Annotated in this window: 11 protein-coding genes; 8 read left to right on the top strand and 3 right to left on the bottom strand. The window is 55.1% G+C overall.

Going from position 1 to position 12,772, the window contains the following annotated elements; genetic code table 11:
• Nucleotides 1–59 precede the first annotated feature (59 nt).
• From PSQ90_RS00675 to PSQ90_RS00650, 6 genes are read left to right on the top strand one after another with little or no spacing between them, the layout of a single operon-like run.
• The gene (locus PSQ90_RS00675) at nucleotides 60–1,061 is read left to right on the top strand and encodes an ABC transporter permease (protein WP_282211528.1); all 1,002 of its coding nucleotides are present in this window, start codon (nucleotides 60–62) and stop codon (nucleotides 1,059–1,061) included.
• On the top strand, nucleotides 1,058–1,963 hold the full coding sequence (locus PSQ90_RS00670; protein WP_282211527.1) for an ABC transporter permease: 906 nt from the start codon (nucleotides 1,058–1,060) through the stop codon (nucleotides 1,961–1,963). Before PSQ90_RS00675 ends, PSQ90_RS00670 begins: the two co-directional genes overlap by 4 nt.
• Complete coding sequence (locus tag PSQ90_RS00665) at nucleotides 1,960–2,940, top strand: ABC transporter ATP-binding protein (protein WP_282211526.1); 981 nt, start codon at nucleotides 1,960–1,962, stop codon at nucleotides 2,938–2,940. Before PSQ90_RS00670 ends, PSQ90_RS00665 begins: the two co-directional genes overlap by 4 nt.
• The gene (locus PSQ90_RS00660) at nucleotides 2,931–3,755 is read left to right on the top strand and encodes an ABC transporter ATP-binding protein (RefSeq protein WP_282211525.1); all 825 of its coding nucleotides are present in this window, start codon (nucleotides 2,931–2,933) and stop codon (nucleotides 3,753–3,755) included. The genes PSQ90_RS00665 and PSQ90_RS00660 overlap by 10 nt, the downstream gene beginning before the upstream one ends.
• Before the next feature lie 23 nt (nucleotides 3,756–3,778).
• Nucleotides 3,779–5,452 (top strand): DUF5060 domain-containing protein, encoded by a 1,674-nt coding sequence (locus PSQ90_RS00655; protein ID WP_282211524.1) that lies wholly within the window; start codon nucleotides 3,779–3,781, stop codon nucleotides 5,450–5,452.
• Nucleotides 5,370–6,887 carry a DUF5060 domain-containing protein gene (locus PSQ90_RS00650; RefSeq protein ID WP_282211523.1) on the top strand — a complete coding sequence of 506 codons (1,518 nt, stop codon included), beginning with the start codon at nucleotides 5,370–5,372 and terminating at the stop codon, nucleotides 6,885–6,887. The genes PSQ90_RS00655 and PSQ90_RS00650 overlap by 83 nt, the downstream gene beginning before the upstream one ends.
• A gap of 562 nt (nucleotides 6,888–7,449) precedes the next feature.
• Here PSQ90_RS00650 and PSQ90_RS00645 read toward each other — a convergent pair.
• The 3 genes from PSQ90_RS00645 to PSQ90_RS00635 form a co-directional block, all read right to left on the bottom strand.
• Nucleotides 7,450–8,457, bottom strand: a complete 1,008-nt coding sequence (locus tag PSQ90_RS00645) for a Gfo/Idh/MocA family oxidoreductase (protein ID WP_282211522.1) — start codon at nucleotides 8,455–8,457, stop codon at nucleotides 7,450–7,452.
• The gene (locus PSQ90_RS00640) at nucleotides 8,454–9,623 is read right to left on the bottom strand and encodes a Gfo/Idh/MocA family protein (protein ID WP_282211521.1); all 1,170 of its coding nucleotides are present in this window, start codon (nucleotides 9,621–9,623) and stop codon (nucleotides 8,454–8,456) included. Before PSQ90_RS00640 ends, PSQ90_RS00645 begins: the two co-directional genes overlap by 4 nt.
• A 121-nt stretch (nucleotides 9,624–9,744) precedes the next feature.
• Nucleotides 9,745–10,767: a LacI family DNA-binding transcriptional regulator gene (locus PSQ90_RS00635; RefSeq protein ID WP_282211520.1), complete on the bottom strand. Its 1,023-nt coding sequence runs from the start codon at nucleotides 10,765–10,767 to the stop codon at nucleotides 9,745–9,747.
• Between the two features lie 223 nt (nucleotides 10,768–10,990).
• Here PSQ90_RS00635 and PSQ90_RS00630 point away from each other — a divergent pair, with 223 nt between their 5' ends.
• Nucleotides 10,991–11,881: an NAD(P)-dependent oxidoreductase gene (locus tag PSQ90_RS00630; RefSeq protein WP_282211519.1), complete on the top strand. Its 891-nt coding sequence runs from the start codon at nucleotides 10,991–10,993 to the stop codon at nucleotides 11,879–11,881.
• A gap of 14 nt (nucleotides 11,882–11,895) precedes the next feature.
• Nucleotides 11,896–12,759, top strand: coding sequence for a sugar phosphate isomerase/epimerase family protein (locus PSQ90_RS00625; protein ID WP_282211518.1), 864 nt, complete (start codon nucleotides 11,896–11,898; stop codon nucleotides 12,757–12,759).
• The last annotated feature ends 13 nt before the right edge of the window (nucleotides 12,760–12,772 follow it).

The following is a 12,772-nucleotide window of genomic DNA, read 5'->3' as shown; positions in this document are numbered from 1 at the left end:
GCTTGTGGGGCGGTACGTTTGCCGCCCCACTATTCAAACTGCGTTTCAAGGAACATGAAATGGGCGTCGTCCAATACATTGCCAAGCGGGTGGGTCTTTACTTTGCGGTCCTGTTTATCGGGCTGACGATTACATTTTTCCTGCCACGCTTTATGCCTGCCAATCCTATTGATGGGTATATCGGCGAGTTGCAGTCGCGTGCCAGCGGTAGCCTAACAAGTGAAGCCATCGCGGAGCTGCGAGACAATCTTGAGCAGCTTTATGGCCTTAAAGGCGATCTATTTACTCAATATGTTTCGTTTCTTAATCGGGTCGTGCTGCATTTCGATTTTGGGCCCTCATTTGCATTTTATCCCGAGCCGGTCAGTAACATCATTCTCAATGCGCTGCCCTGGACGCTGACACTGCTGCTGACCACGACGGTTTTGGGGTGGGCACTCGGCAATATGGTTGGGCTGGTGGCCGGCTATTTTCACACCCGCAAGCTGGCGACATTGCTCGAGATCGTCGGCATTATGATTTACCCAATTCCCTATTATATTTTGGCCGTCAGCCTTATCATTTTGTTTGCCTACATAATCCCAATCTTCCCATTGTCGCCGACCTTTCCGGTGGGGGATATCTCCCTCAGCAAGATTTGGCTGATCGTGTACAATTCATTACTGCCCGCCATGGCGCTAATTTTGGCCGGTTTTGGCTGGAATATTTTGAGCATGAAGGCGCTGGCTGTGGCCACCACCGAGGAGGCCTATGTTACCTATGCCCGCCTTAAAGGCACATCGCATTGGACCCGAATGGTCCGCTATGTGTTTCGCAACGCCATGCTACCTCAGGTCACGGCCCTGGCACTGTCAATCGGCACGGTTTTTAACGGCGCTTTGCTCACCGAGATTTTGTTTTCCTTCCCCGGCGTTGGTTTGATCATGCGCACCGCCGCCAGCGGCGGTGATTACAACGTGCTTTATGGCGCCATCACCGTTTCCATCGTCGCTGTAGCAACAGCTGGCTTGGTAATCGACCTTATCTATCCCCTTCTAGATCCACGGATTAGGCACAAATGACCTCCACTATAGACGCTAGTACAAGCGATCCGGTGGCGGCTTCCGTCAGCGCCAGATCGTATGGAGAAAATTTCTATTGGCTGCTCAATGTGCGGCTCATCATTGGCCTGACGATTGTCATGGTGCTTGCCGTGGGCAGTTTCATTCTGCCGCTCTTCAATACAGTTGATCCGGCCGCGCAGGCCACCTATTGGAAAAACCTGCCGGTTTCATGGGAGCATCTTTTAGGCACTAATGCCCTTGGCCAGGACATTTTCTGGTTCTTGGTCTATGCCATCCGAAATTCCCTGATGCTGGGCTTTGTCGTCGCGCTTGGCGTTACGATCATTTCAACGATTATCGGCCTGAGCGCTGGCTATATCGGTGGCGCCTTCGAACGTGTCGTCATGCTTTTTGTTGACACCTTCATCACCATCCCACTTTTGCCGGTGTTGATCATTCTGGGTGCGGTCATCCGGGGCAACTCTAATTTTTTAACTGTAGGCTTCATCATCATCATCTTTGGCTGGGCCTGGGGCGCGCGAACAGTGCGATCTATGGCGCTGACCCTGCGCGAGCGGGAGTTCATCAATATGGCTCGTTTTTCGGGTGCCAATACCATGGACATTTTGATGCGCGAAATCTTTCCCTATGTGTCGGCCTATTTGTTGGTGGGGTTCATCAACACGGTGCTGTTCGCAATCAACACCGAGGCAACGCTCGCGGTCATTGGCCTGTCAAAAGTTGAAATTCCAACTCTTGGTTCAATCATATTCTGGGCGCTGAGTTACAACGCCCTATTTACCGGGAACTACGTCTGGATCGTTGCGCCGATCGTGGCCACGGTTACCCTGTTTGTTGGCCTGTTCTTGACCTCAACAGGTTTTAATGCAGCTTTCGCCAGCAAGCGTGGTGTCTCATGATCCGTCTTAATAATCTCGTTGCGGCCTATCGAACCGGGCGTGGTTCCATCAACGCTGTCGATGGGGTCGATATTGAAATCCCTGATCGCTGTATTCTTGGGGTCGCCGGTGAATCGGGTTGTGGCAAGTCCACCCTGATGAAAGTACTTTATGGCGACGTCCTGTCACCCATGAGTTTGGCGTCGGGCTCGATTGAGTACGGATTCAACGATGACCAAAATAAGCCGGTCACCAGTGACACCATTCAAAAGCAATGGTTCAAGCGCATTTCCTATGTGCCGCAAAGTTCGATGAGCTCACTCAATCCCGTGGTTAAAATCGGCAAACAATTTGTCGACTTTCCCGGCCATGAACCCAATAAACGCAAGGTTATGGAACAGGTTAAAACCTATATTGGCAAGTTAGGATTGCCGGTTGAAATTCTTGATTCATATCCCCATCAGCTTTCTGGCGGCATGCGACAGCGCGTGATGATTGCGCTAGCGACCTTCTTCCAACCCGAACTTATTTTGGCAGACGAGCCGACAACCGCACTCGATGTGGTGGTGCAAAAGGAAATCCTGCTTCTGCTCATGGAATTGCAGGAGCAGATGGGCAACACCATCATTCTGGTGTCGCATGATATGGGTGTGCATTATCAAATTACCCACCGCATGTTGATCATGTATGCCGCCAAAGCTGTGGAATACGGAGAGTCCGACAGCGTTTTTGCCGCGCCGCTCCACCCCTATACCCGCATGTTGATCAGTTCGCTCCCCACCATTGGCGACGAAAGTGCGCGAAACGGCATTCCAGGGAGTCCGCCGAGCCTTTGGGGCGAATTGGGTGGCTGCCGGTTCGCCGCCCGCTGTCCGTTGGCGACAGACAAGTGTCGGGCCGAAGAGCCACCGTTGGTTGAACATAAGCCGGGTCATTTTGCCGCCTGCCATCATGCCGGGTCTGAAATTCCCGCTGCCGGAGAACCAATATGGCAGTAATCCTGCGCACCGAGGGCCTTAACAAGGACTATCGCTTGGGCGGCTTTGGGCGGGCCAAGATCATTACCGCGCTCGATGACGTTAACATCAATGTCGAGAGCGACCGGCCGGTCATCATTAGTGTTGTTGGGGAGTCTGGTAGCGGCAAGACGACACTGGCCAAAACCTTGCTGCGGCTGGTTGAGCCGAGCGCGGGGCGCGCCATCGTTTATGACAAGGTGGTTGCGGGCAAAGGTGCGCAACCATCGAAACGGGATTTTATGAAATCGGTTCAACCGATATTTCAGAACCCCTTCGAAGCCTTTAGCCGCTATCGCCCGGTTGATGCCTATCTCTTTGAAACAGCAGATCGCGTGGCTGGCTTGCAGGCAAAAGAGGCGGAGGCATCCGTTGACCACGCGTTGGTGGCGGTGGGTCTCGACCTGGCGGATGTGCGCGGCAAATATTCCAATCAGTTTTCAGGCGGTGAGTTGCAGCGGATATCCATTGCCCGCGCCCTGATACCGGACCCCAGCCTGATCGTTGCCGATGAGCCGGTGAGCATGATCGATGCATCTCGGCGCATGATCATCATTAATCTGTTCAAGCGCCTGCGCGATGAACAAGGGCGCAGCTTCCTCTATATCACCCACGATCTGGCGACCGCCTATTATATCAGCGATTTTGTGGCTGTGATGAACAAGGGGCGCGTTGTCGAGTTCGGTGCGGCCCGTGATGTGATGGGCAATCCACAACATGATTATACCCGACTGCTTCTCAGTTCTATTCCGACCACCCGTAGCCGATGGCGGCCTCGTAGCCGTATTGCCGGCTAACCAATCTGGAAGTGAAACCGACCATGACCGATCAGCGTGCCTCGCTTTGGGGGCTGTTTGAAATTACCCTAGATGGACCCACCTCGGGCAATCCGTATTTGGATGTCGAACTCGCAGCGCGGTTCAGTCTTGGCGACCGGGTGGTCAATGTTCCTGGATTTTACGATGGTGAGGGTATTTATCGTATTCGTTTCCTGCCGGATCAAATTGGCGAGTGGCGCTATAATACCACGAGCAATGCAGCAAAACTTGATGACGTTAGCGGCACCGTTGAGGTGGGGCCGGCACAAGCAGGCAACCATGGGCCGGTGCGGGCCGATGGACTTCATTTTCGTCATGCCGATGGCACGCGCTTCATCAATATTGGCACCACCGCCTATGTCTGGAACCTGCAGGGCGACGCGCTCGAAGAACAAACCCTGGCGACATTGGCCAATGCACCCTTCACTAAAATTCGGATGTGCGTGTTCCCAAAGCACTACCGCTACAATCAAAACGAGCCAGAGCGCTATCCTTTCGCGATGCTCAAGCAGGGGTCGAGCAATTGGCCGGCAAAGATCGAGGATGCCGGTTGGGCGTTCGATTTTGATCGACCCGATCCGGCCTATTTCCATCATTTGGAGAAGCGCATTGGCCAACTGGCGGAAATCGGTGTGCAAGCTGATCTAATCGTTCTGCACCCCTATGATCGTTGGGGGTTTTCGCGCATGGCGGCTGAACAGGACGACCGCTATTTGCGCTATCTGGTGGCGCGGCTGGCGGCCTTTCCCAACGTGTGGTGGTCGATGGCCAATGAGTATGATTTCATGGCCAACAAAACGCTGGACGACTGGAACCGCATGATCGAGGTCGTTGCCAAGGCTGACCCGTTCGGTCATTTGCTTTCGATTCACAACGGATTTGCGCCCTTCGACTATACCCATCCCCGAATTACCCATGTCAGCATCCAGCGCCAGGATACAGCGCGGGCGCTTCAATGGCGCCAGATGTATAACAAGCCGATCTCGGACGATGAATGTTCCTATGAAGGCGATATTTCTGAGGACTGGGGCAATATCGGCGGCCAGGAAATGGTGCACCGGTTCTGGGCGGGTACCGTCAATGGCGGATATGTCACCCACGGCGAAACCTACAATAACGACACCGAAACGATCTGGTGGGCCAAGGGCGGCAAATTGGTTGGCCAAAGCCCAAAACGGATCGCCTTTTTGCGCCGCATATTGGAGGAGGGACCTGACAAAGGTCTCGAGCCGATGCCTCATACCGGCCACTACCGCATCACCATGGGCGGTGGGCTTGATGTCGTCACGCTGCCCGAATTAACCCGGCCGATGCCCGGCGAAGAGGACTGGAAGCGAGTGGGCATCCACTATGCAACGGCTGGACAGGCACACCAATATTATCTGAGCTACTTCGGCGTCAACCAACCCGGCGAAGCCAGCGTGGTAGTGCCACCCGATGAACATTATCGCGCCACTCTGATTGACACCTGGGAAATGACCGAAACCGAGATTGCGCCAGACGTAGTGCGGGGCGACGTGTTGCACTTTCCCGCAAAGCCGTTTCAGGCATTCCTGTTGCGGCGCACCGACGCCACCCCCTTGGAGAAACAAAATGACAACCACAACCGCCCAATGGGATATTTTCGAATTGCGCCTTTCGGGACCATCCGATGGCAACCCCTATCTCGACGTTAGCCTTGAAGCCGATTTTGCTCATGGCGCGCGCAGCGTTCGGGTGACGGGATTTTACGATGGCGACGGCGCCTACATAGTGCGCTTTATGCCCGATGTGATGGGCGAATGGACTTATAAAACCAAAAGTTCGGTGCCAGCACTTGATGGTGCCACAGGCAGCTTGACCGTCGACGCGCCGCGACAAGGGGCGCATGGACCAGTGCGCGTTGCCGACCAATTTCATTTTGCCTACGCCGATGGCACCCGCTATTTGCCATTTGGGACAACCTGTTACGCATGGACCCACCAGGCACTGCAATTGCAGGAGGAAACCCTGCAAACCTTGGAAACGGCTGGCTTCAACAAATTGCGTATGGGAGTCTTCCCCAAAAATTACCCTTTCAACACCAATGAACCGCTTTACCCGATCTATGCCGAAAAGGCGGATGGGACGCTCGACTTCGATCGACCTAATCCCGAAGCATTCCGCCATTTCGAACAACAGGTCGGTAAGCTGCGTGACATGGGTATTGAAGCCGATATCATCGTGTTCCATCCCTATGATCGCTGGGGCTATTGCGACATGAGCGCGGAGCAGGACTACCGTTATGTAGCCTATCTTGCGGCGCGCCTGTCGGCCTATAGCAATGTGTGGTGGTCGATGGCCAATGAGTATGATTTTTTGCTCGACACCAAGCCGATGGAGCAGTGGGACGAATATTTCCACATCCTTGAACGTGACGATCCCTGCAGGCACCTGACGTCGATCCACAATGGCGATGTTACGATGTACTATGATCACACCAAGCCCTGGATTAGCCACGTCTGCATCCAGAACTGGGACGTCAGGAAGACCCCGGAGTGGCGCGACGACTATGGCAAGCCTGTGGTCAATGATGAGCCTGAATATGAAGGTAATATCTGGCCGGCCTGGGGCAACATTTCGGCCCAGGAGTTGGTTCATCGCTTTTGGACCACCACGCTGCGTGGCGGATATGCTGGGCATGGGGAAACTTATGAGCATCCAAACGACATCATTTGGTGGGCCAAAGGCGGCAAACTATATGGGCAAGCCTGGCAGCGGCTCGCTTTCTTGCGCAATCTGCTTGAGGAGGATGCGGGCGCCGGTCTAACGCCAATGGGAGGTACGAACTCTTTTCCGTGGAGCCGCGTGTCCGGCGCTGTGGATGGTGAGGTCCGCTATATATATTTCGGTGAACACCAGCCCGCTCACTGGTCGAGTGGCCTGCCCAAAGACGGTCGCCGTTATCAGGTCGACCTTATCGACACTTGGAATATGACCATCAATCCCGCCGAGCAGGTGCCGCCTGTAGTTCCTCACCCAACACGACACGGTGCCATTGTTCGCGGCGGCAAGGCAGACGCAGATTTTGGCATCAAGCTGCCGGGCAAGCCTTACCTGGCCCTTCGCTGTCGCCCTCTGCGGCATGATTGAACGAACACGCGGACGCCTGACCAGCGTGCGCGTTCATGTTGGTCGATGCCATAACAGGACGGCAGCGCGCAGCGAAACCTCGTCGTTTGTTGCCGTCTAGCGAGTGCAGTGCGGAATTCTCAACTTGGCACCACCGAAGTTGCTATTGGCAGGATAGTCGCGGCTGCGCATCTTGTTCCGTCCCCCAATAGGGATACCGAACGTAGTAGGCTGGCAAAATTTCCGCGGCCTATCGCCTGTGCTTTGATCTGATCACTGTGCCTTTTTCTTGGCATAGGCGTTTTGCTGTCGGCGACCGGGCAAATCTCGATCGGCAACGTCGGTTCAACGCAGTTCTTTGTCGGCCTTGTGCGGCAGTCTCTAGGCGAAGTTGTGGGGCAGCGTTATCCTCTATCCGTGCCGACATGGGGCAGGATCGTGTAGAGACCGTACTTCGGTCGCCCTTGCCGGCCTTGCAGCGGCGTAGTCCAAACTAAAGGTATTTGGATCCAGCTACAGTTGGGAGTTGCCTCTCCCTCGATAGTCATTTTACACGTCAACCGCGACGGCCTACAGGCCACAATCAGATATCAAAATCGTATGGTATCGGGATAGGCTTTCTCTGCTCCAACGACTGGGTGCCGGCTAGCGCGATAGCCTCGGCCACGAGCCCGTCCACTAAGCTCGGAAACTCTCCCTTGCCCTCGATCGCATCGATGAGTGCATTGAGCTGAGCGGGATAGGTGCCCTGGATGCGAGAATACCAATCCGGATGAATGCCGCCCTGGGTAATCCTGTTTCCATGATAATGCTGTACGTTTACCGGGATGGGAAGGCAGGACTGCATCATGCCGTTGGACCCGGCAATCTCTATTCTCTCATCATATCCATAAGCGGTCCGCCGACTGAAATTCATCTGGCAAAGCGCGCCACTCTCCATTTCAATGGCGATTGTCGCGGTATCGACGTCACCATAGTCTGCAAAGCGCTTGTCGATCAGGCAGCTTCCCTGCACGAAAATCTCTCTTGGACGTTCGCGCGTGAGCCAGCAAAGCAGGTCGAACCAGTGCGCTCCCTTGTCGCGAAGCTGTCCACCGGATTTGGCGACATACTCAACCGAAGGCAGCGATTGGGTGCGGGATGTCATCAGGACGATTTCGACTTTGCCCAAATCTCCATTGCCAATCGATTGGTGCAGCACTTGATACTGGGCGTCGAACCTGCGGTTAAATCCCATTCCGGCAAACACCCCGGCCTGATTTGCCATTCCAGCAGTTCGCATTGCCGACTGGAGTTCTGTATCGAGAGGTTTCTCGCACATGAACGGGGTCCCGTTTTCGATGCAGCGTCGCGCGATCTCACCATGCGTGACTGTGGGTGTGCCGATGATGACAACGTCGGCATCGCGGATCGCTTCTTCTAAGGAAACGGCGCAGGTAGCAGAATGGTGGGCCGCGAGCAGGCCTGCGGATTCGGTATTGACGTCGTAGACTGCGGAAAGGTGCGTGCGTGGATTTTCGTGGATGCATTTTGCATGTACTTTGCCGATAAAACCCGCACCAATCACAGCAACGCCAATGCACCCGTTCATGATAGAACTCCCCGAATTGCTGTCCAAGCGCCGCCATTTTCATGCGAGCCGACTGCCGCCTCGATAAACGCCATGCCCAAAACGCCATCATCTGCATCCGGGATGATAGGAGCACTGGAAACGTCATCAGCAGCTAATGCTGTTAGACGCAGCGCCACGTCGCGGTAAAGATTTGCGAATGCGTCCACAAAACCTTCTGGCTGGCCCGGGCGCCTCCGAGAAATTTTGCTCGATACCGACCCGGGTACGATGGTACGTCGGCGCAGTTCGACGGTGCCGTCCACATGTCGAACTGTCAGGATGTCAGGAATTTCCTGTTCCCATGCAATTTGGCCGCTCTCGCCAAAAACTCGGATCGTCAGCTCGTTTCCAGATCCGGCAGCGGCCATTGTGACCCACATCATTCCACTGGCGCCGTTCGAGAAGCGCAAGAGAATTCCGGCGGTATCGTCGACGCTCCGACCAACAACAGCAGAGGACAATTCCGCCGCAACTTCGGTGATCTCCAGCCCCGTAACGAAACGGGTTAGATGGTGTATATGTGTGCCGAGATCGCCCAACACGCTCGACGGACCAGCTTGCGCAGGATCGGTGCGCCAAAGCGCGCCACGGCGGGCATCTTTGCCAATGGGAAGACTGGCCCACCCCGATGCGTACTGGGCTTGGACCATGACGATCTTACCGATCGCGCCCTCTGCGACCAGCGCCCGCGCCTCGTGTACCATTGCGTAGGCGGAATACGCGTGCGCCAAGGCAAACACCAGGCCGCGCTGTCGCGCCAACAACTTGAGCTCTGCGGCCTCTGCGCGTGAAATGGCCATGGGCTTCTCACACATCACGTTGATCCCGCCCAGCAAAAGTGCTTTGGCGGCCGGTCCGTGCAGTGCATTCGGCGTGACGATAGTTGCGAGGCGAACACCATCGGCTCGGCCGGATTCACACCTCACAAGTTCGTCGACATTCGCGTAGCATCGCTCCGGCGGGACACCGACCGTCGCTCCGAATGCACGACCGCGTTCCAACTCTGACGAGAACACGCCGGCCCGAAGTTTGAACACGCCTCCCATCTGGGCACCGTCGCGATGGCTGATGCCAACCGCGGAGCCAAAACCACCACCGATCATGGCGAGGGGGATATCCTTTGCCGTAACGTTAAGATGTGTCATGAGCAATCACCATCCAGAATGTGGTTGCGCGTGACGACATTTCTTGAAACCGGTCCCGCCACGCACCGCATTCCAGCCCGCTCTGTCAGGAGTAATTTGCAATTCGATGCTTCAATCATCCTCATTCAAGCCAATCGCTGATGGCGTTTAGATCGAGGTGGTGAAGTGCGTTTTCGCGGGTGATGATATGCGTGGCGACAGCAATCCGGCCAATCGGCTCGTCCGACAGCAATTCGGCCAATGCCCGGTTGGCAATTTCGTGCATGTTCTGGTGAATGACGACGTCAATTTCGGAATCCAGCAGATGCGCGCGCGTAACATGAGTGAGATTGTGCGCGAAAATCTTGATTCGGTTGATCTGCCCGGTCGCTTTAGCAGCATCGACGATGGACGACGGACCCGCACCTACGCAATAGACGCCTGCTATCGAAGTATCGGATGTCAGCAATTCGCGGATCAAGCGGAAATTCTCATCCGGTTGATCGTTGCCGCTATTGACGTCTTTAACCAGCATGGAAGGAAATTCGGCCCGCATGAGCGCACGGAATCCCGATTCACGCTCTTCATGGGCGCGCGAAAGTTGGCCGCTCCAGACTACGGCGATTGTACCTTTGCCAGCGCAATAATTGCCCATCAGAAGCGCGGCAGTTCTGCCGGCCGCACGATTGTCCATACCAACATAACCCACGCCTTCTCCGGTTAAGTCGGAAACGATCGTCGTCAGCCTCACGCCTTTCGAGCGTAGCGCAGCGACCGCTTCGTGCACCAGCGGGTCATCCAACGCCTGGAACGCGACACCGCGCGGACAGCGCTCAATAGTTTCAAGCAATGCAGCACTCAAAGCCGCCGGGATCATTCGATCGACCCAATTTACTTTGACGGAAACCCCGTTCTTCTGGCCTGCAAGGCGGAAAAATGCGCCAAGATAACGTGTTGAATTGCCGGCGTTCAGCGGCAAAATTATTTCGATGGTGTCCGCAGGTGATGAGGCCGGCTGCTCCAGTTCCGATTGCGCCTGCATGACGAGCTGGACGGCTTTGGTACTGACGCGACCGCGACCATTTAACACCCGATCGACCGTGGATGTGCTCAGTCCAGCTCTCAGTGCGATGTCGAGTGCGCGGGGTCGATTGTCTCTACTCATCAATAAGCCTTCCATTCAGCGGTTTAACCAAGGTCATTATTGATTAAGGGAAGTTGGCAAGAAAGCGCGTTCTTACATTCCCACGCTGAAAAAGTAGTACCAATTTGGGCTAAAATCGTCAACTGTGAGTGCTCATTAGATGAATGATTGACGTAGTCGGGGATATTAACTATACAAAAACACATCAAATAAGGCCTTATAGCTGTCGACAATGGAGACTGGGATGAAACGGGTAGGCGTGGTTGGGCTTGGCGACATGGGAAGTGGTCTGGCCAAAAATCTGATCAAGAATGGATTTGAAACCACAGGCCTGGATCTTAGCCCCCCGAGAATGGCGGCGTTTGTGGAGATGGGTGGCAAACCAGCACAGAGCGCGGCCGAGCTTGGGGCAGTCTGTGACGCTGTCTACGTGATGGTGATGAATGGCTTGCAGGCTAAATCCATCATCCTGGGCGCTGACGGGCTTGTCAGTCACATGCCTGGGGGCGGCGCGGTTATCCTGACCGCAACCATCAAGCCGAGCGAAGCGCGGGAAATAGGCGACGCGCTCGAGGGGTCAGGTATCAAGTTGATTGACAGTCCTGTGTCGGGCGGCTTCCCAGGCGCCCAGGGCGGCACGCTGACAATGATGGCGGCGGGGGATGCGGACGCGCTTGACGAGTTCAAGTCGGTCATGGAGGCGGTGTCCGGAACAATACACCGGGTGGGCGATCGCGCTGGCGATGGGCAAGTTATGAAGTCGTGCCTTCAGACGCTGATTGGCTCCATCTTTGGTGCAACCTTCGAGGCAGCCGCGCTAGCTGCAAAAGCTGGTGTGTCAGGCCAAAAACTGTACGACGTTTTTTCAACCAGCGGAGCGGGATGCGGCGTCGCTAACACTGCACTGGCAAATATTATTGATCGGAAATTCGAAGGAACAGGATCCGGCATCGGCACGATGCATAAGGACCTGACGATCTCTCTCGATATGGCCGAGGATCTTGGCGTCCCGATGTTTATGGCGTCGACTGCAATGCAGATTTTCCATCAGGGCAAGACCAAATACCCCAAGGGCGACAACTGGGTTTGCACACGGGTCATGGAAGAAATCATTGGCGCAGAACTGCACCGCTAACGGGGAATATCGAAATGAAACTTGGTCTGATCTGCGACGGCGTTAGCCGCGACTTGGCCCATGCTCTCACTGTGATGGACGAATTCGACCTGGAATATGCCGAACTGCAGTTTGTGGGTGAAAAAGAGGTCGGCGATCACTCAAGGCAGGAAATCCTCGATATCAAGAGCCTGCTTAAAACACACGGTAAGCCTGTTTCTTGCCTCTCGCGCCACGTCTTTGCCGGTATGACTACAGCAAACCGACCGGGCGACGCGCTTCATGTCAAGCACATGGATGCCCTCAAGCGGGTCATGGAAATGGCTCACGAACTAAATTCGCCCCTGGTTCGCATCATGACCCAGAGGAAAGAACAGATTCTCTGGGGACGGTACGGCGCAGAAAAGTGGAACGTCGCGCATGGCGCATGGGAAACGATGCTCCCAATGATTGCTCCTGCCGTTGAGTTGGCTCGGGCGGAAGGGCTGACTCTGGTTGTTGAAACCGGCAACGGGACCATGGTGAACTCCAACTACACAGCGCGAAAGCTCATCGACGATCTGGATGCGAAGGATACGCTGAAAGTCCTTTGGGACCCAGCCAACAATTGTTGGTGCCATGAGCGCGCTTTTCCCGACGGTTACGATGAGGTGCGGGACGGCTATCTCGGCCATGTCCACATCAAGGATGTAAAAGTCGACACTCCCCGCGCGACGCTGGAAGTGCGTCGCATGGGCGATGGTCAATTAGCGGATCAATTCAAACCTATGGCCGACGCGTTGAAAGCCGACAAATATGACGGCGTTATCTCCTTCGAGAGCGTCTACCACCCCGGAAACGGAAACTTCGAGGACGGTTTCCGCCAGTCCGTTGGACTGTTCAGGCAGCTGTACGCATGAGTCGGCGAACGCC

This window comes from Devosia rhodophyticola (genome assembly GCF_028816475.1).
Classification (GTDB): Bacteria; Pseudomonadota; Alphaproteobacteria; order Rhizobiales; family Devosiaceae; genus Devosia; species Devosia rhodophyticola.
This window is presented reverse-complemented; position numbering and strand designations above follow the sequence as displayed.